This is a genomic window from Hymenobacter aranciens (assembly GCF_030580865.1).
In the GTDB taxonomy this organism is placed as follows: Bacteria; Bacteroidota; Bacteroidia; order Cytophagales; family Hymenobacteraceae; genus Hymenobacter; species Hymenobacter aranciens.
Map to the genome: position 1 here is coordinate 109,804 of NZ_JAUQSY010000006.1, position 21,950 is coordinate 131,753.

The following is a 21,950-nucleotide window of genomic DNA, read 5'->3' on the forward strand; positions in this document are numbered from 1 at the left end:
CCGAACACCCGACACCAAGCTAGCTTTGCAAGATGCAATGGCCAACCCTACTTCGTACGTTTTACCGCTGGTTGTGGCTACATCACCCGCGCTTGCTAATGGCGCTGTGGGTGTTGGTGCAGCTATGGTTTCTGCGGCGCTACCACGGCCCCCACTTCGCCAACGACAGCGCCCGCTACCTCGAATATGCCACCAATATTGCTGAACACGGCACCTTCGAGCGCGGCCATAACCTGCGCTACGTGCTTTATCCGCTGTTCGAAAGCCTGTGGCTGTGGCTGGGCGCGGGCTGGTGGGGCATCGTGCTGGGGCAAATGGTCGTGGCCGGGCTGGCCGCCCGCGCTTTCTATGGGGCCATCCGCCAGCTTGACGATGGCCGACGCGGTGCGGCCGCGCTAGCCACGTTCGCCATCATCGCCTGGCCCGACATCCAGCTATTCAACGCTTTCCTGCTCACCGAGTCGCTGTTTATCAGCCTCACCTTGCTATCAATAGCCGCCTTCGTGCAGGTGCGCCTGGGCCGCCCCCGCGACTGGCTGCTACTCATGCTGGCGCTGCTGGCCGTGCTGCTGGTGCGCCCCAACGGCTTCCTGGTGCCGCTGGCCGCCGCCCTCGCCGGACTCGATGCCCTGCGCCGCCGCCCCGACCGCCGGGCCTGGCGGGCCGCCCTGCTCCTGCTGGTGCTGGCCAGCCCGCTGCTCTGGCAGGCGCTCAACCACCAGCTCGAAACCTATTATCTAATGGACACTTACCAACGCGGTGAATTGATTTTCCGCTCGCCCCTGTGGGCCGTGCACCAAGCCGCGCCACTGGATATGCCGCCGCCCGGAACCGGCCCGGCAGCGCGGGTGCTGTACTTCGCGGCCCACAATCCCGGCTATTTCGGGCAACTGGTGCTGGGTAAGCTCTTCGTGTTTCTGAGCTACCTCAAGCCGCACTACTCACTGGCGCACCGAATTTTGGGTGTGGTGATATTGTGGCCTTCCTACTGGCTGGCGGCGCGGGGCGCGGGGCTGCGCCGGGTGTGGCGGCCGGCGCGGGTGTTCTTGGCGGGGGTGTTTTTGTTACAGGCCGCCATCATTTCCTTCACGGTGGATGATTGGGACGTGCGGTTTCTGGCGCCAGTGCTGCCGGCGGTGTTTGGGCTGGCGGCGCTGTGGCTCAACCTCCCCCCCCCGGCCCCCTCTCCTGCGGAGAGGGGGAGCCGGACGGTTCTCGGACGGGAATAATACCGCGCATGACCGGCTCTCCCTCTCCGCAGGAGAGGGGCCGGGGGGGGAGGTTTCGTTCTACCAAATTGTCACCCGCGCCGAATCGGCCCGGTACAGCTTCTGCCCCGGCTTCACCCCAAAGGCCTCGTAGAACGCCGGCACATCGGCAAAGGGCCCGTTCACGCGGAACTGGGCGGGCGAGTGCACGTCGGTGAGGATGCGGGAAGCCAAGCTTTCGTCGCGCTGGTGGCTTTGCCAGCCCAGGGCGTAACCCAGGAAGAAACGTTGGGCGGGCGTGAGGCCGCTGATTTTCTTATTCTCCTGAAACTGTTTGGTTTTCTTAAAGGCATCGAAGGCAATGACGATGCCGCCGAGGTCGGCGATGTTTTCGCCGGCGGTGGCTTTGCCGTTGATGTGCAACGAGTCGAGCACGGTATAGCCATTGAACTGGCGCACTATCCCGTTTACGCGCTGCTTGAAGCGGGCGCGGTCGACCTTGCTCCACCACTCGTGCAGGTTGCCCTGGGCGTCGTACTGGCTGCCCTCGTCATCGAAGCCGTGGGTGATTTCGTGGCCGATGGTGCTGGCCCCAGCGTAGCCATACACGATGGCGTCGTCGGCGTCGGCATCGAGCAGGCCGGGGATGGCGAAGATGGCCGCCGGCAGCACAATCTCGTTGTTCGAGCCATTGTAATAGGCGTTGTAGGTCTGGGGCGTCATGTCCCACTCGGTGCGGTCCACGGGCTTGCCGAGCTTGCCCAGCTGGTAGCGGAATTTGAATTCGTTGGCGCGCATCATGTTTTCAGCCAGCGAGCTACGGTCGATTTTCAGACCACTGTAATCGCGCCACTTGTCGGGGTAGCCCACTTTGGGCGTGATTTTCTGGAGCTTCACCAGCGCCACCTTTTTCGTCGAGTCGCTCATCCAATCCAGCTTCTGGATGTGCTCGGCGAAGGAGGCCGATACGGCTTTTACCATGTTCTCGTAGCGGGCCTTGGCTTCGGGCTTGAAGTATTCTTTCACGAACAGCTGGCCTAGGGCCTCGCCCATGGCCTCCTCCTGCCAATCGAGCACGCGCTTCCAGCGCGGGCGTTGGGACTTCGCCCCGCGCAGCACGGCGCTGTAGAAATGGAAGTCCTCATCGGTCAGCGGCTGGCTGAGCATGGGCGAGTAGGTGCGCGCCAGCTGCCAGCTCAGGTAGGCCTGCCAGTCGGCCAGCGGGGTGGTTTTCAGCAAGAGGCCCACGGTTTGGTAAAACTCGGGCTGGCCCACGATGACGGTATCGGCCTTGGCACCCAGCTGCGTCAGCCACATTTTCCAGTCGAGGCCGGGCGTGAGCTTATTGAGTTGCGCAATGCTCATCTTGTGGTAGTTGGCGTAGGGGTCGCGCAGGTCTTCGAGCTTGCGCGACGACCTCGCCAGCGCCGTTTCCAGCGTCATTACCCGACCGGCATTGGCCTTAGCTGTCACCGAATCCTGGCCCAGCAACTGGAAGGTTTTGGCGAGGTGCTGCAGGTAGTCGCGGCGGATATTTTTGGTACGGGTATCGGTGTTGAAATAGTAGTCGCGGTTAGGCAAGCCTAGGCCGGCTTGGTTGAGGTACAGCGCCATTTTCGCGCTGTTCTTGGCATCCTGATACACACCGGGGCCTACCAGCGCATTCACACCCAGCGGAATTAGGTGCGCCGTAGCGGCCGGCACCTCGGCCACCGAGCGCAGGGCCGCAATGCGGTCCAGCTCGGCTTTTATTGGCGCAATTGCCTGTTTATCAGCTTTCACCGAGTCGATACCCACGGCCCAGAAATCGCCGATTTTCTGCTGGTTGCTGCCCGGTGCGGCATTAGCACCGGCGGCTTCGATGCTGGTTTGGCGCAGGCGGGCGTAGATTTCATTCTGCACCTCCTTGCCGATGCCCCAGCTTACTTCGGAGGCCGGAATGGGGTGCTGCTTCAGCCAGCCGCCGTTGGCGTAGGTGAAGAAGTCGTCGCCGGGCGCCACGGTGGTGTCGAGGGCGGCGCGCAGGATGTCAGAGCGGCTGGCCGCGGTATCGGTTTTAGAATCGGACTGGCAGGCCGACAGGGCCAGCGCCGCCAGCAGCGACGGGGCAAACAGGTGTTTGAGCATGAGCGGGAATGGAAAAGACCGCTAAAATACACCCGTTGCCCCGCCGGGCTGCTTCCCGTGCCTACAAGCGCGAGAAATGATTGGCCGCGATGCGGGCGCCTTCCTCGGTGCAGAGGCCGCGCACGTAGTACAGAAATATGCTGCGAAACACCTCGGCCATATTGTAGCGGTCGGGCGGAAACACCTGCGGATTCAGCAGTAGGTTCACCTGCTCGAGCAGGATTTTGGTGACCAGCTGAATGTTGATATCGGAGCGAAACAGGCGCTGGCGAATGCCGTCGTTGAGTAGCTGCTGCGTCTGGGGCGCCGAGTAGGTGGTGAGGTGGTCGAGCACGGCTGCCCAGGTTTCGGGGTACTCCTGCAGGTCGGCGATGTAGCTCGGGGCCACGCCCACCATGTCATTCAGGCCGTACTCAATCAGGGCGTAAAGGCGCTCTACGGCCGTGCTATATTGCGCAAACAGGGCCGCGTGGCCGCGTTTCTGCCGCTCCATGTCGGCCAGGGTCACTTCGTGCACCAGGGCGGCGCGGCTGGGGTAGCGCTGTCGAAATTCGCTCGGCGAGAGCTGCAGAGCCGCCGCCAGCTGCTCGTCGGTGACGGCCTTGAGGCCGTGCTGCCGGAATAAGGGTAGGATTGTTTCCAATAGCGTGGGAGGAAAGGGGAATGGAAAGGATATAGCAACGCACGGGCAAGCCGCTCAACGGGCATTTACGGCCTATTTGCCCCGAAGATGCAACAATTCCTACAAGGAACCCAGCAGAAAGAAAAACAGCAGCTGCGTAAGGTAAAGCAAGGGCACCAGCGCATTGTACTTTTCGAAGCGTGCCCGGCTGAACAGTAGCTGCATCAGGCAGGCGAAGATGAACCAGTCGCGGAAGTTCTGCATCGGGATGACGTTGGCCGTCCAGTGCCAGAAGTCGTAGGGGCCCGCCACCGGTTCCAGGCAGGCATCGAAGCCCACCATGAGCAAGGCGGCCAGCAGCACCCGCGCTAGTTCGGGCAGGGGCAGGTAGCGGGCCAGCATGCCGCAGCTGTAAGTCATTATCAGCCAGTTTAGCCCGATGAGCACCGGCACGTCCATTACTTTTACGCCCAGCGTGTCGCCGTACTGATAGTGCCCAAAAAACAGGCTGGTGTGTACGCCAATGACCTCAACCAGAAAGCCCAGCATGCCCACCGAAATGGCGAAACTCCAGAATCCCGGCGACTTGTCGCGCTGGAACGCCAGCAGCAAGCCGCCCGACAGTAGTAGCGTGAGCGGCGTGAACTTCAAGTAAAAGCCGGGGTCACTGGAAAAAGCAAGCCCCAGCAAGCCCGTGACGTGAAACAGCAGTACCAGCCCCTGCGCGACCAGCAGCCGGCGCGGGTTGGGGGCCGGAATAATTGACTCTGAAAACTCCATTTGGGTTAATTAACAATTAATAATTAACAATGAGCAATTGGTTCTGTGAAGCAGAAGGTAAAGTAGGGCTGCCCCCGTCAATCGTCATTCTCAATCATTCATTATTAATTGTTAATTATTAATTATCAATCAAGTCGGCCACGATTCTTGCCGAGAGCAAACACAGCGGAATGCCACCGCCCGGATGCACCGAGCCGCCGCAAAAGTACAGCCCCTGCAGCGCCCCCGAAAAATTCGGGTGCCGCAGAAAGGCCGCCAGCGCATTATTGCTGGAGCTGCCGTAGAGCGCCCCGCCAAACGACGAGGTATCGGCGGCGATGCCGGGCGGCGTCCACACCCGCTCGGCGCGGATGAGGGGCTCGATTTCCTGGCCCAGCGCCTGGCTGAGCTTGCGCAGCACGATGGCGCGGGTGTGCCGGGTGAGGGCGTCCCAGTCCTGGCCCTGGTCGTGGGGCACGTTCACCATCACAAACCAGTTTTCGTGGCCAGGCGGGGCGTCGGCGGGCGTTTTTTTGCTCGTGATGTTGACGTACACCGTTACGTCGTCGGCCACGGTTTTTTCCTGAAAAATGGCTTCGAACTCGCGGCGGTAATCGGCTGAGAAGAAGATGTTGTGCAGGTCGAGCTCGGGAAATTCGCGGGCGATGCCCCAGTAGAAAATCAGGGCCGAGGAGGAACGCGGCTGGGCCAGCGTGCGCTCCGGCGCGGGCTGGGTGGGTAGTAGCTGACGGTAGGTAGGCACCACATCCATGTTGCTCACCACGAGGCCGAAGTCGTACACATCCAGCGCGGTGCGCAGGCCCGTTACCAGTTTGCCAGCCGTCAGGATTTCCTGCACCGGCTCGTTGTAGCGGAACTTCACCCCAAACTCCTCGGCCAGCCGCACCAGGCTGGCGGCAATACTGTAGATGCCGCCCTCGGGATAAAACGCGCCGATGCCGTGCTCCAAGTGCGGAATGAGCGAGAGCGTAGCCGGCGCCTGATAGGGGTCGGAGCCATTGTAGGTGGCGTAGCGGTCAAATAATTGCACCAGGCGCGGGTCACTGAACGCGCTGGTGTGGCGCTGGTGCATGGTGCCCAGCAAACCCAGCGCAGGCAGCGCGGCCAGGGCCCGTAGCGTTTCGCGGCTGAAGTAGGTGCTGGCCTTGTGCAGCGACTTTTGCAGGAAGGTGCCCGCCGTGCCTTCGTAAGCGCGGGCGCTGCGGGCCAGAAACTTATGTACGGCCGCCGCCGGCACGCCGAGCTTCGCTTCTATTTCGGCGGCAAATTTTCCCTCCTCGGCCCAGGCGGTGAGGCGGGTGCCATCGGCAAAAAAATAGTGCGTGATGGGGTCGAGCCGCTCGTAGCGGAAGTAGTCGGCCGGATTGCGTTGGGCCAGGCGAAACAGGTCGTCCACCAGCTGCGGCAGCGTGAACAGCGACGGCCCGGCGTCGAAGCGGTAGCCGCCGGGCAAGCTGAACTGGTGCATCTTGCCCCCAAACGACGGCCCCGCCTCGAATACCGTGACGGCGTGGCCCGCCACCGCCAGCCGCACCGCCGTGGCGATGCCCGCGATGCCCGCGCCGATGATGGCGACGGGTTGTTTGGGGGCGGGAGTACGCGTACGACCTTTCATGCCTTGATTTACTCCACCGCCAGCACCAGCCCCTTCAGATACGCCCCTTCCGGGTGAAACAAGCTCACCGGGTGGTCGGCGGGCTGGGTGAGGCGGTGCAGGATGCGGGCCGGACGCCCAGCCTCGATAGCGGCAGCCAGCACGGCGCCTTCAAATAACTCGGGGCTCACTACCTGCGAACAGCTAAAGGTGAAGAGCAGCCCGCCCGGCGCCAGGTGCTGAATGCCAGCAGCATTGAGGCGCTTGTAGCCCATGAGGGCAGCGTGACGGGCGCCCATGTGCTTGGCAAAAGCGGGCGGGTCGAGCACCAGCAGGTCGTACTGGGCCGAATGGTTTTTGAGGAAGCCCAGTACGTCGTCGGCGTAAGCGGCGTGGCGGTCGGCGTCGCCGCTCAGCTCGGCATTGCGCTCGGTGAGGGCAATGGCTTTCTTGCTGCTATCGACGGAATGCACCAGCTCGGCCCCGGCGTGCAGGGCGTAGATGGAGAAGCCGCCGGTGTAGCAGAATGTGTTAAGCACGCGGCGGCCGGGTGAGTAGCGGGCCAGCAGGGCGCGGTTGTCGCGTTGGTCGATGAAAAAGCCGGTTTTCTGGCCCGTTTCCCAGTCGATGGCAAACTGGTGGCCGTTTTCGCGCACGAGGTGCTCGTGGCCGGAGCTTTCGCCAAAGAGGTAACCATTTTTGGCTTCGCCAACGGCGTTGCCAGGGATGGTTTCGGCGCTCTTGTCGTACACCGCACGCAGCTTCTCACCGAATACAACGCGCAGAGCCGCTGCAATTTCGGGGCGGGCGTGGTACATGCCCAGGCTGTGGGCCTGCACCACGGCGGTGTCGCCGTACACGTCGATGATGAGGCCGGGCAGGCCGTCGCCCTCGGCGTGCACGAGGCGGTACACGTCGGTATCGGCGGTGCCGATGAGGCCCAGGCGCTGGCGCAGCTGGTAGGCGTCGCGCAGGCGCTTTTCCCAGAATTCGGGAGTGGGCAAGGTGGCTTCGGAGCCAAAATCAAGCATGCGCACGGCAATGGAGCCGCCGCCGGAGTAGTGGCCTACGCCCAGGAGCTCACCATCAATGGCTTCCACCCGCACGGCGTCGCCTTCGGCCAGCTCGCCCTTGGCGCGGGCAATGGCGCCCGAAAACACCCAGGGGTGGCGGCGGCGCAGGGAGTGGTCTTTTCCGTTTTTGAGGACGATGGTGGCGGCTTGGCTCATAAGTAAGGCAAAGGTCGGGGATGTGGCGCGGAATTTCATTCCGCGCCGGGAGTAAGGTTGGGGAAGAAACCGGATAATGCCGTGACAACCCAGCGCGGAATGAAATTCCGCGCTACTGAAACCAGCGCCGGTAAATGGGCTTGCGCCAGGCCAGCATGGCCCACATGGCCGGCCGCAGCAGCGCATCGAGCCAGCCGAAACGGGTGCGGTATTCCAAATCCTCCACGATGACGGTACCGCCGCCGGGAGCGGGCCGCAGCAGGTGACGGTGGCGCCAGAAGCGCAGCGGCGGCGGCAGCACCCGGCCCTCATCCACAAAGTAGTGCGTGCCGTCGGGCAGCACGCCATCGTCGGTGATGAGGGAGGTCCAGGGTATTTTTTTTACCAGCGTATCAAGCTCGATTTCAACCAGGTCGCCGCGCCGGGAGCCGTCGTAGCGGCGCAGCTGCATGCGGGGGAAGGGTGGGGCCAGGGCCAGAAACAGCTCACGGGTGAAGCCGGCCATGACGCGGGTGGGCGGCTGGGCCACGGTGGTATGCAGAAAGAGCTTCATGCTGATGAAAGGAGCGGATATTTTAATTACCCCGGCTGTACTGGCTGGACCAACGAGCAGGTGGCAGGAATACGCGAAGTACCGGTCGGGCGCTGCTCCCCTGGAAAACATCGTCAAAAAGCCGTACCTTTTAGCTCCGTTTCATTTTCTAGTGCATTTAATGAAAAACCTGTACCGTTTGGGTCTGGCGGCAGCGCTGGGCTTACCCGGCCTGCATCTTGTGGCTCAACCCATTGCACCAGCTGCGCCATATACGCTGCGTTTGGCCGTGGGCGACGTGCTGCCGCCCGCCAACGCGGCCGAATGGCTGCGGCAGCCTGCTACCACCCCAGCCGATGCCTGGCAGGGCCGGGTGTTCCGGCTGCTGCAGTTTGCGAAGCTGCCCACCTCAGTGCAACACGCAGCCCTGCGCAAGCTCGGCGTAGTGCTGTATGACTACCTGCCCGTCAATGCGTACACGGCGAGCCTGCCAGTGACCCTGCGGCACGAGGCGCTGGCGCAGCTGGGGCTGCGCAGCGTGCTGCCGGTGGCGGGGCACTGGAAGCTGGCCGGGCCGCTGGCGGCGGGAGAAATCCCGGCCCACGCCCGGCGCAGCGGCAATACGTTGGAATTGATGCTCAACTACTACCCCGCCCTGACGGCGGCCCAGGCCACGGCCGCACTGGCGGGCACCGAGTTTCGAGTGGTAGACCAGGATGAATTTGCGCACCAGCTGCGCGTGGTGGCGGCCGAAAATGCGGTGGAGCGCCTGGCTGGGCTGCCCTGGGTGAGCACCGTGGAGGCTGCCCCCGCCCCCGGCGTACCCGAAAATCACCGCGGCCGCACCGACCACCGGGCCAACGTACTGGCCACCGACTACGGCGCAGGCCGCCACTACGATGGCCGGGGCGTGACCGTGGGCCACGGCGACGACGGCAGCATCGGGCCGCACATTGATTTTCAAGGGCGCGTGGACGTGAGCACGTCTGGCAACAGTACCGGCAACCACGGCGACCACGTGGCGGGCATCATCATGGGTGCCGGCAACCTCGACCCGCGGGTGCGGGGCCAGGCCGTGGGCGCCTTCAACTTTTACCAAACCTACCCCCGCAACTGGCAGCAGGCACCGGCTAACTACGCCGATGCCAGCCGCATGGTGCGCGTGACCAACAGCAGCTACGGCGACGGCAACAACGCCGGCTACACCGCCAACACCCGCAACGTGGACCAGCAGATGCGGCAGCTGCCCTACCTGATGCACGTCTTTTCGGCCGGCAACTCGGGCACCAGCAACTTCAACTACGGCGCGGGTGCCGGCTGGGGCAATATCACCGGCGGCCATAAAATGGGTAAGAACGTGCTGACTATCGGCAACGTGAACTACCGCGATGCGCTGGAAAGCAGCAGCAGCCGCGGCCCCGCCAACGACGGCCGCCTCAAGCCCGACATCTGCGCCGTGGGCACCGACGTGCAATCGACCGTCGACCCGAACGACTACGACGTTTTTACCGGCACCAGCATGGCCTGCCCCGGCGTGGCCGGCGTATCGGCCCAGCTGGTAGGCGCTTACCGCGCCCTTAATAGCGGCGCAGAGATGCCGGCCGCCCTGCTCAAGGCCGCCCTGCTGAACACCGCCGAAGACCTCGGCAACCCCGGTCCTGACTTCCGCTTCGGCTACGGGCGCACCAATGCGCTACGGGCCGTGCGGGTGCTGGAAGGCCGCACGTATTTCCGGGATACGCTGGCGCAGGGTGAAAGCCGCAACTTCAGCATCTCGGTGCCGGCGGGCTCCCGGCAGCTACGCGTGCTGCTGCACTGGGCCGACCCGGAAGCGGCCGTGAATGCGCGCCCCGCCCTGGTGAATAACCTCGACCTGACCGGCTTCGACAGCATGGACCCTACCAGTATTATCCGACCCTGGATTCTGGACCACCGTCCTACCCCAGCGCAGCTCAACGCCAACGCGGTACTGGGCCGCGACTCCATCAACAACGTGGAGCAGATTACCATTGCCAACCCGCGCACCGGCACCGGGCGCTATAATTTCACCGTGACGGGCCGGGCCGTGCCGATGGGCCGCCAGGGCTTCTGGCTGACGTATTCGGTTATCAGCAACGGCGTGGAAGTAACCTATCCCATTGGCGGCGAGGGCTTCGTACCGGGCGAAATCGAAGCCCTGCGCTGGGATGCGGCCGACAGCAGCCAGCCGTTCGCGCTGGATTTTTCGGAGGATAATGGAATTACCTGGCTGCCCATTGTTGCCAGCGTACCGGGCACGGCCCGCACCTACGACTGGCTAGTACCCAGCGGCTTGCGCTCGGGCCGGATGCGCGTGCGCGTGACGCAGGGCGCGGCTACTTCGCAGTCGGCTGAAACCTTCACGGCGGCCAGCCTGCCCACGAATCTGCAGACCGTTTACCGCTGCGATACCGAAGCTCAGCTGTCGTGGACGGGCTCGTCGGGCTCGACCAGCTATACGGTGTACCGCCTGGGTGCCATGTACATGGACTCGGTAACGACCGTAACAACGACCACAGCCGTGCTGACCGGCCTGACGGCGGGCGAAGGCAACTGGTTTGCCGTGTGCGGCCGTGGGGCCAACGGGCTGCGCACCCGCCGTACGCGGGCCGTTTTCCAGAGTGCCGCGCTGCGCAACTGCGCCATGATACCCGTAGCGGTGATTGCGGCTACCAACCGGATTATCTGCCCGACGGGTACCGTACTGCTGGCCGACAGCAGCCAGGGCGCCCCCACCAGCTGGCGCTGGACGATTACACCCAGCGCGGGCGTCAGCTTTATGGGCGGCACTTCGGCCACCTCGCAGCACCCGCAGGTGCAGTTTGCCAACATTGGCCAATATACCGTGAGTTTGACTGCTACCAACAGCCTGGGCACGGGCAATACCAGCCAGGTCAATTTTATCGTCGTGAGCCACGGCTCGGCCCTGGCGTACACCGAGAACTTCACCAACCCCGCAGCTTTCCCACCGGTAGGCTGGCGTATCGAAAACCCCAGCTCGAACTACACCTGGCAGCTCAGCCCGGCCACCGTGATGGGCCCCGATGGCGTACGTCGCCGCCTGCCCATGTGCAACGACTACGACGACCAGTTGCGCGGCGCCGAGGACTACCTCATCACCCCACCGCTCGACCTGGGCGGCAGCACCAATCCCGAGCTGCGCTTCGCAGTAGCCTACCGGCTATTTACCGCCAATAATTCGGACGGCCTGCGGGTTGACATTTCCACCGACTGCGGCCTCACCTTCCAGCCCACCGGCTACCTGAAAAGCGGCAGCGCCCTGGCGTCGGCAACGGGCACGGGTGCCCGCTTCGCTCCTACCCTGGCCTCCCAATGGCGCACCGAAACGGTGGATTTGACTTCGTTTCGCACGGCAGCAGCGGCGCAATCGGTGATGCTGCGCTTCACCAACATCAACGACTTTGGTAACAATCTTTATTTGAGCAATGTAGCCGTAGCCGAGCGTGTCATCACGGCCACCGCCAACGGTACGCTGCTGCGCCCGCTGCTGGCGGCCTCGCCAGTGCCCTTCGGCCCGCGCCTGCAGGCCACTTTGCAGCCTACCGTAGCTGGCCCGGCCACGCTAGCGCTGCTCGATGCCTTGGGCCGCGAGGTACTGCGCCAGTCGCTCACGCTTCGCTCCGGCCCGCAAACGGCCGAGCTGCACACCGAGGCGCTGGCCGCGGGTGTGTACGTGCTGCGCCTGACCGGCGCCAGCGGCACGACGCAGCTGCGCGTAGTAAAATAAGCAGACTGGCAAACACTTGCCAGCAAAAAGCCGTTCCCCTGAAGCCGACTTAGCGCGCTTCAGAGGAACGGCTTTTTGCTTCCACCCATTCGTTGGTTCGTTTTTGCGGGCGCATCTTTGCAGTCCGCGTTTTTCCGGCGGCTTTTTCCGCATGTCTCGTTTATCCGTTGTCTGGCAGGCTTTTCGCAGTCTGGTGCGCACCCCCTCGCTGCTCACGCACGTGGTGGCTGGCGACGTAGCTGCCTGGCGCGAGCGGGCGCTGGCCCACGCTAGCCGCGTGAGTGCCACAGGCCTGCCCCTCACGCCGCTGGCGCACTTCCTGACGCCCGCCGACACCACCGTGCGCCCCTTCGCCTTCCGCGAAGGCGGCTCGCTGCCCACCGACCTGCTGCTACTGCGCGCCTTGGCCCGCCGCGTGCCCCAGAGCCGCTACTTTGAAATCGGCACCTGGCGCGGCGAAAGCGCCGCCAACGTGGCCGCCGTAGCCGCCGAAGTCCTTACTCTTAACCTCTCGGCCGAAGAACTGCGGGCGCTGGGCCTCTCGGAGCGCTACATTGAGCTGCACGGCTTTTTCTCGCGCCCGCTGCCCAACGTGACGCATCTGCACGGCAACTCCGCGACTTACGATTTCGCCGCCCTGCCCCCACCGTTCGACGTTATTTTCATCGACGGCGACCACCGCTACGAAGCCGTCTGCACCGACACGCGCCGCGTGTTCGAACACCTCGTTGGTCCTGCCACGGTGGTAGTATGGCACGACGCCAGCCGCCAGCCCGGCGAACCACGCTGGGAAGTGCTGGCCGGCATTCTCGACGGCTTGCCAGCCACAGCTACGGGCCAGCTGGTGCAGGTAGAAAACACGCTGTGCGCGCTGTATTCGCCGCACCCGCTGCCTAAGCAGGAACCCAACCAGCTGGCCGACCCGGAAACGTGGTTTGAAGTAACGGTGAAGTCAATTAACAATTAATAATGAGCAATTAACAATTATCCGGCAAACCAATTGTCAATTGCTCATTATTAATTGTTAATTGGCATTATACTGCGAGACAAACGCAAACGCCTGCAGCGTATAGGAGCCGATGGAGGTAAAATGGTCGCCGCCCTGAATGGGTTTCAGCTGCACCTGCGTGGCGCCGCGGGCACGCATGGCATCATAGGCATCCTGCGAGTTGAAAAAGGGTACGTAGTCATCGGCCGTGCCGTGGAACAGGGCCAGCGGGGCTTTGGGCTTCCAGTCGTACACATCATTAGCCTGAAAAGCCGCCAGCAACGGCGCATCCGATTTATTCAGCACCGCCTGCTTGAAGCCGGGCGCGAATAGCTCGCCGGCCAGCGTGGGTACCGGGCCGCGCGGGTTGGCCGTAAGGCGCGTGGCGTAGGGCTCCTGGAAATAGTACGAATACGGCCGGTTCAGGCCATACACCTTGTTGTAGGTATCGAGCACCCACACGTAGCTGCTCAGGAAGTTGAGCGGCTTAGTGGCAGTGAGGATGTAGCTAGCGAAGGCCGTTTTGTGGTAGGCGCCGGCGCCGGGGGCGCTGGCCGTCACGGGCAGTTGGGCGGCATATTTTTCTTCCAGCAGCTTGTGCAGCGCCATGGTGGCGTAGCCGCCTTCGGAATAGCCCAGCAGGAAGTTCTTCTGGCTGAGCGGCACCTTCTGCTGCTGGCAGAATTCGCGGGCGGCCCGCAGCATATCGGCCGAGGCCGAGGCCAGCGTGGCGCCGTGCTCGTAGGGGTGCGGCAGGTTTTTGGAAGCGCCATAGCCGATATAATCGGGCGCCGACACGGCGTATCCCGTGGCCGCCAGCACCGACACGGCTGACCATAACTCGCTGCTGGATTTATAATAAGACGGCGCTGAGCCCTCGCTGGCCGGCGGGATAGTGCCGTGTTGGTAGCTGATTACTGGCAGCGCCGCCGTCGTGACCGGCAGCAGCAGCGCCCCAGAGGCCGTGATGGCCGTGCCGTCCACGTTGCGCGTGGTGTACGTCAGCCGATAGACTTTGATGGAATAGCGGGCCAGCGCGCCCACCAGCGGAATCTCGGGCACCCGCTGCGCCAGCTGGGCCGGCGTGTATTCGCCCAGCAGCTGGCCGCCCACCAGCACCTGCTCCGGCGCGGCCGGGCTGCTGGTTTCGGGGGTGGGAGCATTGTCTTTGCAGCCGGGCGCGGCCAGCAGTGAGGTAGATAGGCCCAGCAGGGCCATCAGTTTGGGCAGTACCGCGAAGCGGCGAACAAGTAAATGCAGCACAGAATGTTGGATAAGGGAACGAGGAATAGGCTGCCAGAACATTATTCCGAGCCAGCGACGTTCCCACCGCAACTGCGTATGCCCGCAATGTTGCCTTATTCGCTACTGCCGGGCAAATAGCGCTAATTTGCCGGCTTACTTATCCGTTGCTTCGTGTTGGTTGCTGCCCGATTTACCGTTTTCCGCCTGCTGCCCGGGCTTGTTGTTGCCACATTGGGCACCTTGCTGAGCCTCAGTGGCTGCGAGCCCAAACCAAGCTCCACCGGCACTCCCGGGATGGAGCAGCCGGCGGCGGGCCACCCGCCCCGACCAGCGTTGCGCTACGACTCGCTGGCGGCCGACAGCCTGGCCCGGCTGGGCCAGTCATTGCCGGGTGCCTTGCTGCCGGGCCACCGCATTGTGGCCTTTTATGGCAACCCACTGCACCAGCGCATGGGCATTCTGGGTCAGTATCCGAAAGACGACATGCTGGAACGCTTGAGCTGGCAGGCCGCCGAGTGGCAGCGGGCCGATTCGTTGCCCGTGCGACCGGCTTTGCACCTCATCGCCGTCATCGCCCAGCGCGACGCGGGGGCCGACCGGAAGTACCGCCTGCCACTGCCCGACAGCGCCATCCAGCAGGTTATCAGCTGGGGGCAGGCCAAAGACTACCCCGTTTTTCTGGATGTGCAGGTGGGATTAAGTACGCTGGAGGAAGAGCTGCCCAAGCTCGAAAAATACCTGCGCCTGCCCTTCGTGCACCTGGGCATCGACCCCGAGTTTTCGATGAAAAACCGGCGCCGGCCGGGCACCGAAGTCGGCGAGTTCAGCGCCCAGGATGTGAACTATGCCCGGCACTTTCTGGCCACGCTGGTGAGCCGCTACCGCCTGCCGCCCAAGATGCTGGTGGTGCACCGCTTCCGCGAAGACATGATTACTAGCTACAAAGCCATCAAGCTGGAGCCGCGGGTGCAGCTTGTGATAGACATGGACGGTTGGGGCACGCCCAGCATCAAGCGCAGCTCGTACCGCAAGTTTGTACAGCAGCAGCCGGTGCAGTATGCTGGTTTTAAGCTGTTTTACAAAAACGACAATAAGCCCGGCTCGCGCATGATGACGCCCGCCGAAGTGCTGAAGCTGCGGCCGCGGCCGCTGTACATTCAGTATCAGTAAAATACTTGATAGCACGTCATGCGGCACTGCGTTCAGCATGACGTGCTATTTTTCCGCTTTCTAAGCCTATTTCCTCCTACCCTAAGCAGAAAAGCCGTAACTTTCGGATATCTTTTTCTCACCCGTAATTTCCTGTGCGGCACTCTTTTTTACTCAACGCCGGCCTGCTGAGCCTTGGCCTGTCCCTTTCGCTTACCCTGTTGCCCGGCTGCGGCTCGCGCTCCGGCACCGATTCGGAAAAATCGACGGCCGATAGCACGGCTACTGGCGGCCCGGCTACCCCGGCCCCCGTCGATACCATCAAGCTGAAAATGGAAGCCCTGCGCCGCGATTCGCTCAAGGCCGATTCCATTGCCAAAGTCAACGGGCAGCTGCCGGGCGCCATTCTGCCGGGCCACCGCATCATTGCATTCTATGGCAACATCCGCTCGAAGGGTATGGGCATTCTGGGCCGCGAGCCTAAGGAGCAGATGTTCCGCAAGTTTGAAGGCGTGCTCAAGGAGTGGCAGGCCGCCGACCCCAGCATCCCGGTGCAGGCGGCGCTGCACAACGTGACCATCACCGCCCAAGGCACGGCCGGCAAAGACGGCAAGTGGCGCCTGATGAACTCCAAAGCCACCATCGAGGAGGTAATTTCCTGGGCGCGTGAGCACAAGTGCATCCTGTTTCTGGACGTGCAGCCTGGCCACAGCACCCTCGAAGCCGAGCTACCCAAGCTGGAGCCCTACCTCAAGCAGCCCGATATCCACCTCGGCATCGACCCCGAGTTTTCGCTCTCGACGATGCCCGGCGTGCGCCCCAACCAGAAAATCGGCACCCTCGACGCCAAGGACGTGAACTTCACCGTCAACTTCTTGGCCCGCATCGTGAGCGAAAACCACCTGCCGCCCAAGGTGCTGACGGTGCACCGCTTCACGCGGAAAATGATTACCAACTACAAGAAAATCAAGCTCGACCCGCGCGTGCAGATTGTGATGCACATGGATGGCCACGGCGAGCCCACGCTCAAGAAGGACTCGTACCACGACTACATCCAGACCGAGCCCGTGCAGTACACCGGCTTCAAGCTCTTCTACGAGTACGACGCCCGCCCCAAGCCGCACCACATCATGACGCCCACCGAGGTGCTGACGCAGCTGACGCCCAAGCCGCTCTACATTCAGTATCAGTAGGCGCGTCTGTTTCCTGCAAAAAAGGCAGGCTCCACCGCAATGGTGGAGCCTGCCTTTTTTATTATCGACCTGTATTTCTCTCATCTACGGCTCCACCACCAGCAGCCGGAAGCTTCGAACCTCGCCCTGAGTCACTTCGAGGCCGTAGGAGCCGGCTATCACTACGTTGCCGGCCGCATCGACCGCTACGTGCTCGTGCAGGGTGTAAGTAGCGTTGGGCGGAAATACCACCGTCCCAGTGAAGAGCTCACTCGGGCCGAGGCGGTTCAGCCAGCCCCAGTCATAGAGGTTTTGGCCTTGCGCCTGCACGGCCGGGGCCGTGCATACCGTTAGCCCTACCATACCAACGAGCGTTACTAGCCGGGTCAGTTGTAAATGTGGCATTTTCATAAACTGGAGTAATAATGATGATTAAGGCAGCCCCCGCCCGCCAGTCGAAATCGGTTCAGGACTGGTGCGAGTCCCCTTTCATTGCGTTAACGGAAATGCATCACTCTGGCCTTGATAATTGTTCAACAAAGCGTTACACAGCTTCGAAAATAGCAGTGGGGCAAACCAGAAGCAGCAGCAGATTGCGAAGCCATGCACCGAATGGTTTCATCCGTGGTCACGAGTGGGCAACGTACCGGGAGCGCCGACGACAGTAACATCGTTATTCTGAAAGCTATGTCGTAATGCGTGCAAACGTTGTAAACGAACTATTCACGCCAAGGTCGCAAACTGGCAACGCTCAACTATGGCTCTCGCTGTAAAAGAAGGGATTTGAACTGTTCGAGTGGAGACCCGGGCACTGACTCTTCTACCCGATAATAGCATGAGGTGGGCAGAAGCCGTGTCCAATCATACACGAACGGAAGGGACTAAAGCAGATTTATCAGAATTCATTTCTGCAAAACGTCCAAATACTTTTTTTAAATAACTTATTTTCAGATACTAATTTTAGCTGATTAGCCCACAAGAGAGCATAACACCTGTGTAGCGAGGGCAATATTCAGGTCGCGTGGGTGTGCAGCACCGTGCGGACGATACCCAAGTTGGTATCCTGCATGTTAGCCGCCAACGACAACAGCCACTGGCCGTTGTGCAGCACGCGCATCAGGTGGAGCTGCTGGTGCTGCGTGACAAGAATATCCTCCAATTGCTCCTCCGGGCCGAGTTGCAGGGCCGTCATAGCTTGGCGCTTCTGCTTTACCATTTCGGCATGGGCGGCGGCGGCGAGGGCGGTATTGCCGGTTTTTTCGGCCACGTACTCCGCCAGAATGCGGCCCGTTTCGATATCGATAACGGTGGCCGACAGCAACTCAGGCAAATCCTGCATCACGCTGCGTACCACCTCGGCCGCCTGCGCACGGTCGGCTTCCGGCAACGGGTCGAGCAACTCAGACACGCGGTTGAGAAACGGAATTTTGGAGAGGAATGACATGGTAGAAGTGCTGCAAAATTAATGTTTCGCGCGGTCATGTGGAACTAAGCAAGCCGAGAGTCGGCTCAGCAGAACCATTGAGGCGGGTGCTAACGCACGGCTCGTTGCGGCCGTTCCACCACGTACAGTGCGACCAAGAACAACACCGTCAGCCCCATATGCCAGGCGTGGCGCAGCCACCAATCGGATACCTTCACTTGCCAGCCGACAGCCACCAGCACCGCCGCCAGCAGCAGCCACAGCCCTAGGCGCGCCATCGGATACGGCACCGGGAAATGCCGCTCGCCCAGGCGCCAGCACAGCACGGCCATCAGAAAATAGCAGGCCAGCGTGGCCAGGGCGCTGCCCATGTAGCCCAGCACCGGGATGAGCACGAAGTTGAGCACAATGGTGAGCACCGCGCCGCCCGCGCCGATGTAGGTGCCGTAGTACGTCTTGTCGGTCAGCTTAAACCACACCGACAGGTTGTAATACACGCCCAGAAACAGATTGGCCAGCAGTAGCACCGGCACCACGGCCAGCCCCTCCCGATACTCCGGCCGCCGCAGAAACACGGCGCCAAAATCTTCTGCATTCAGGCTGATACCTACAAAAATGATGGCGCAGCAAATCGTAAACCACTTCAGAATCATGGCAAACGTGGCGGGCGAGTTCTTTTCGGTGCTTTGGGCGAAGAAGAACGGCTCGGCCGCGTAGCGGAAAGCCTGAATAACCAGCGACATAAAGATACTCAGCTTGTAGCAGGCCCCATAAATACCCACAGCTGTGAGGCTGCTCTTGCCGGGATAAAAGCCCTCGGGCAGCCACTTCGGCAGCAGGATTCGGTCCAGCGTTTCGTTCACCATGCCCGCCAGGCCCATCAGCATCAGCGGGAAGGCATAGGCCAGCAGCGGCCGCAGCCAGCCTAAATTAAACCGGAAGCGGAAGTCCAGCAGCTCGCGGCCCAGCAGCAGCAGCGTGGCCGCGCTGGCAAAGAGGTTAGCCAGAAACACGTAGCCTACGCCCAGGCCAGGATTATAAATAGCCTCCACGAGCGGCCGGGCAATACCTGCTTTCAACAGACACGGGCAGAACACGATAAAAAACAGATTCAACCCCACATTCAGCACGATGCCAGCCAGCTTGATGCCGGCAAACCTGCGGGCCTTATTCTCCAGCCGCAGCCGGGCGAAGGGAATGGCCGTCAGCGTATCCAAACCCAGAATGAGCGCTATCCAGATAGCATACTGCTCGTGGCCGGGCGGGATTTCAAGCAGGCTGAGCAGCGGGCGGGCCAGCAGCGCCAATAGCACGGTCAGCACCACTGTACTAACCAGCAGCAAGCTCAACACCCGGTCGTACAGCTCGCGGCGGTCGGCGCCCGGACGGTTGGCAAAACGGAAGAATGTAGTTTCCATGCCGTAGGTAAACACCACATTTAGAAACGACACGTAGGCATACAGCCCGGTTACAATGCCATACTCAGCGGCCGCGAAGTAAGCCGTGTACACCGGCACCAGCAGGTAGGTGAGCACCCGGCCCACAATGCTGCTGACGCCGTACACGGCCGTTTGCCCGGCCAGCTTTTTCAGAACGCTCATTTTTGAATTAAAAATTATGAATTAAAAATTAAAAAAATGGGTGGGCGCCATCACTACCAATTCGCCGTTAATCCAATCCGCCATTACCCGGTTAAATTTTTAATTTTTAATTCGCAATTTTTAATTACCCTTAAATACCGCCGGACGCTTCTCCAGAAACGCCTGCGTACCCTCCTTAAAATCCTCCGTGGCAAAGGCTTGTCCAAAGGCATGCGCTTCGGCCTCAAAGCCGTTCTGCGTCTTGGAGTAGTGCGCGTTTACGCACTCCAGCACTAGGCCCACGGCCAGCGGCGCCTTACCCAGGATTTTGCCCAGCAGCTGGCGGCAGAAGGCCAGCAGTTCGGCCTGCGGCACCACGTGGTTTACAAGGCCTAGGCGCAGAGCCTCGTCGGCCTTTATCATATCAGTGGTGAGCAGCAACTCAATAGCCTTACCCTTGCCGATGAGTTGGGGTAGGCGCTGGGTGCCGCCATAGCCGGGCGGCAAGCCCAGATTCACCTCGGGCTGGCCGAATCGGGCAGTGTCCGATGCCACGCGCATGTGGCAGGCCATGGCCAGCTCGCAGCCGCCGCCCAAGGCAAAACCGTTGATGGCGGCGATGACGGGCTTGGTGCTCTGCTCAATTTTGCAGAACACGTCCTGCCCGCGCTCGGCGGCGCGCTGGGCCTGCACTGAGGTGAGCGCGGCCAGCTCAGCAATGTCGGCGCCGGCCACGAAGGCCTTTTCGCCGCTGCCCGTAAGCAGAATGCCACGCACCTGCGGGTCGTCAAAACCCTGCTGAAAAGCGTCGTGGATGTCCTCAATCGTGGCCCCGTTCAGCGCGTTGAGCTTGCTGGGGCGGTTGAGGGTGATGGTGAGGATGCCAGACTCGGCATCGAGGTCGTAGAGCAGGTTGTCGAACGAAGTGGCCATGCGCAGAACTGGTAAACGGTGGAGTTGAGCCTGCCAAAGATACGGCCCGGGCGGCGCGGCCGGGCTTCGTCTGTAGTAGGGGCGGGCTGGGCGCCAATCGGCCTGCTTTGGTCGAAAGCGACCCGCAACACGGCCGTAACTGGCAGAACTTTGCAGCACTATTGACCAACACTGAATTTAATCAGCTAAATAGCGTAGCTTCGCTTTCACACCTCTTCAACTAACTTCTTTCACTCATGGGTTTTGTTTCTGAATTTAAGGAGTTCATCTCCAAAGGCAACGTCGTTGACTTGGCCGTCGGTGTCATCATCGGCGCGGCCTTCAGCGGCATCGTCAAGTCGCTGACCGACGACATTATCATGCCGGTGCTGGGCGTGTTCACCAAGGGCATCGACTTCAAAAACCTGTTCGTCACCCTCGACGGTAAGCACTACGAAACGCTTGAGGAGGCCAAAACGGCCGGCTCAGCCGCCATTGCCTACGGCAACTTCATCAACGCCGTCATCTACTTCCTCATCATTGCCTTCGTCATTTTCTGGGTAGTGAAGCTGGCCAACCGCTTCAAGAAACCGGCGCCGTCACCCGCTGCCCCGGCGGCCCCGGTTATCACCAAGGAGCAAGAACTGCTGATGGAAATCCGCGACGCCCTGCGCACAGGCCGGGCGTAAGGAAGTAGCGCGGATTTTGTAGTCCGTGCTACTTCAAAAAAAGCCGCCAGCGTATGACGCCGGCGGCTTTTTTTATGATTTTTACCTAAAGCTTTCGTTTTATTTAGCTAGGGTAATTGTCCGAATGAAAATTAGTTGCGAACTTAGGGGCGACCTAAAGCGAGTTGTGCCCAAAAGACAACTATTTTTTGAACCTCAGCGTCACTTTGCTCGTTAGGCCGCCAAATCTCCAACGCCTGCTGCCATTCATGAAAAAACGTTTCGTTGCCGTGCTGTTGACCGCCGGCCTTGGTTTTTGCGCTACCAGCGCCTATGCCCAGAGTGCCGCCCCCGATTTTCCTGCTGATGAGCCCACGGCCCGCGCCGAAACTCCCGCCAAGCGCCCCAATGCCCGCGCTACCGCCGACGAGCTGCGCCGCGCTGCCATGACGCCCGAGGAGCAGAAGCAGGACCAGCAACTGCAACTTCTGGCGGCCCGCACCGGCAACACCACTCTTGGTGTCAGCGGGGCTAAGCAGCAATACGATACCGGCAGCGGGGGCTTTATGGTGCGCAAGTACCAGAGCCGCACCCGCGCCGGCCGCGAGAAGCGCGGCATCACGCTCCACATGATGGGAAGCGCTAACCCCAAAGGCCAGCGGTTGATTGACAAGAAGCACAAGAAGAAGTTCCTGTTTTTCTAAGCAGCAGCTTTAATAAACGGCACCTTTCCCGGCTTGGCTAGGAAAGGTGTTTTTTTATGCGTGCAGGTAGCAGCGCTGCCAGCATTGGTATAGAGACAGATACGACTCACCCCACGCTGTGATACTGGCTAGCCTCGAAGGTGACCTTGCTTTGCGGAATGCCAATAACCTCAGCAGTACGCCTCGGACATTCTAATAAAAAGCCCCATCTGACAAATCAGACGGGGCTTTTTTTATCAAATCACAATCAG

18 protein-coding genes are annotated in these 21,950 nt (G+C 61.4%); 7 read left to right on the forward strand and 11 right to left on the reverse strand.

What is annotated here, in order from left to right:
* The first annotated feature begins 32 nt into the window (after nt 1-32).
* A complete protein-coding gene (locus Q5H93_RS10225; RefSeq protein ID WP_305006429.1) occupies nt 33-1,229 on the forward strand; it encodes a hypothetical protein in 1,197 nt (398 codons plus the stop codon).
* Nucleotides 1,230-1,289: 60 nt separating this feature from the next.
* Here the strand turns inward: Q5H93_RS10225 and Q5H93_RS10230 are convergent, their stop codons facing one another.
* The 6 genes from Q5H93_RS10230 to Q5H93_RS10255 form a co-directional block, all read right to left on the reverse strand.
* Nucleotides 1,290-3,335, reverse strand: coding sequence for a M13 family metallopeptidase (locus Q5H93_RS10230; protein ID WP_305006430.1), 2,046 nt, complete (start codon nt 3,333-3,335; stop codon nt 1,290-1,292).
* A gap of 61 nt (nt 3,336-3,396) precedes the next feature.
* A complete protein-coding gene (locus tag Q5H93_RS10235) occupies nt 3,397-3,978 on the reverse strand; it encodes a TetR/AcrR family transcriptional regulator (RefSeq protein WP_305006431.1) in 582 nt (193 codons plus the stop codon).
* Between the two features lie 99 nt (nt 3,979-4,077).
* A complete protein-coding gene (locus tag Q5H93_RS10240; RefSeq protein ID WP_305006432.1) occupies nt 4,078-4,737 on the reverse strand; it encodes a carotenoid biosynthesis protein in 660 nt (219 codons plus the stop codon).
* A gap of 118 nt (nt 4,738-4,855) precedes the next feature.
* Nucleotides 4,856-6,352, reverse strand: a complete 1,497-nt coding sequence (crtD, locus tag Q5H93_RS10245) for a 1-hydroxycarotenoid 3,4-desaturase CrtD (RefSeq protein ID WP_305006433.1) — start codon at nt 6,350-6,352, stop codon at nt 4,856-4,858.
* A gap of 8 nt (nt 6,353-6,360) precedes the next feature.
* Nucleotides 6,361-7,560: a class I SAM-dependent rRNA methyltransferase gene (locus Q5H93_RS10250; RefSeq protein WP_305006434.1), complete on the reverse strand. Its 1,200-nt coding sequence runs from the start codon at nt 7,558-7,560 to the stop codon at nt 6,361-6,363.
* 112 nt (nt 7,561-7,672) lie between these two features.
* Entirely contained in the window at nt 7,673-8,113 is a 441-nt protein-coding gene (locus Q5H93_RS10255) for an SRPBCC family protein (protein ID WP_305006435.1), read from the reverse strand.
* 160 nt (nt 8,114-8,273) lie between these two features.
* Between Q5H93_RS10255 and Q5H93_RS10260 the strand changes: the two genes are divergently transcribed.
* Both Q5H93_RS10260 and Q5H93_RS10265 read left to right on the forward strand, forming a co-directional pair.
* Complete coding sequence (locus Q5H93_RS10260; RefSeq protein ID WP_305006436.1) at nt 8,274-11,858, forward strand: S8 family serine peptidase; 3,585 nt, start codon at nt 8,274-8,276, stop codon at nt 11,856-11,858.
* Between the two features lie 151 nt (nt 11,859-12,009).
* The gene (locus tag Q5H93_RS10265) at nt 12,010-12,825 is read left to right on the forward strand and encodes a class I SAM-dependent methyltransferase (RefSeq protein ID WP_305006437.1); all 816 of its coding nucleotides are present in this window, start codon (nt 12,010-12,012) and stop codon (nt 12,823-12,825) included.
* A gap of 57 nt (nt 12,826-12,882) precedes the next feature.
* On the opposite strand, the gene Q5H93_RS10270 is transcribed toward Q5H93_RS10265, so the two are convergent.
* Nucleotides 12,883-14,109, reverse strand: coding sequence for an alpha/beta hydrolase family protein (locus Q5H93_RS10270; RefSeq protein ID WP_305006438.1), 1,227 nt, complete (start codon nt 14,107-14,109; stop codon nt 12,883-12,885).
* A 153-nt stretch (nt 14,110-14,262) separates the two neighbouring features.
* Here Q5H93_RS10270 and Q5H93_RS10275 point away from each other — a divergent pair, with 153 nt between their 5' ends.
* Both Q5H93_RS10275 and Q5H93_RS10280 read left to right on the forward strand, forming a co-directional pair.
* Nucleotides 14,263-15,261 (forward strand): hypothetical protein, encoded by a 999-nt coding sequence (locus Q5H93_RS10275; protein WP_305006439.1) that lies wholly within the window; start codon nt 14,263-14,265, stop codon nt 15,259-15,261.
* Between the two features lie 134 nt (nt 15,262-15,395).
* The gene (locus tag Q5H93_RS10280; RefSeq protein WP_305006440.1) at nt 15,396-16,433 is read left to right on the forward strand and encodes a hypothetical protein; all 1,038 of its coding nucleotides are present in this window, start codon (nt 15,396-15,398) and stop codon (nt 16,431-16,433) included.
* Between the two features lie 84 nt (nt 16,434-16,517).
* Here Q5H93_RS10280 and Q5H93_RS10285 read toward each other — a convergent pair whose 3' ends face one another.
* The 4 genes from Q5H93_RS10285 to Q5H93_RS10300 form a co-directional block, all read right to left on the reverse strand.
* On the reverse strand, nt 16,518-16,817 hold the full coding sequence (locus Q5H93_RS10285) for a hypothetical protein (protein WP_305006441.1): 300 nt from the start codon (nt 16,815-16,817) through the stop codon (nt 16,518-16,520).
* A 607-nt stretch (nt 16,818-17,424) separates the two neighbouring features.
* Complete coding sequence (locus tag Q5H93_RS10290) at nt 17,425-17,856, reverse strand: hypothetical protein (RefSeq protein WP_305006442.1); 432 nt, start codon at nt 17,854-17,856, stop codon at nt 17,425-17,427.
* Nucleotides 17,857-17,945: 89 nt separating this feature from the next.
* Complete coding sequence (locus Q5H93_RS10295) at nt 17,946-19,436, reverse strand: lipopolysaccharide biosynthesis protein (RefSeq protein ID WP_305006443.1); 1,491 nt, start codon at nt 19,434-19,436, stop codon at nt 17,946-17,948.
* A 120-nt stretch (nt 19,437-19,556) separates the two neighbouring features.
* Nucleotides 19,557-20,348: an enoyl-CoA hydratase/isomerase family protein gene (locus Q5H93_RS10300; RefSeq protein WP_305006444.1), complete on the reverse strand. Its 792-nt coding sequence runs from the start codon at nt 20,346-20,348 to the stop codon at nt 19,557-19,559.
* Between the two features lie 236 nt (nt 20,349-20,584).
* On the opposite strand from Q5H93_RS10300, the gene mscL reads away from it, so the two are divergent.
* Together mscL and Q5H93_RS10310 are read left to right on the forward strand one after the other, a co-directional pair.
* Complete coding sequence (mscL, locus tag Q5H93_RS10305; RefSeq protein ID WP_305006445.1) at nt 20,585-21,016, forward strand: large conductance mechanosensitive channel protein MscL; 432 nt, start codon at nt 20,585-20,587, stop codon at nt 21,014-21,016.
* A gap of 248 nt (nt 21,017-21,264) precedes the next feature.
* Nucleotides 21,265-21,699 (forward strand): hypothetical protein, encoded by a 435-nt coding sequence (locus Q5H93_RS10310; RefSeq protein ID WP_305006446.1) that lies wholly within the window; start codon nt 21,265-21,267, stop codon nt 21,697-21,699.
* The last annotated feature ends 251 nt before the right edge of the window (nt 21,700-21,950 follow it).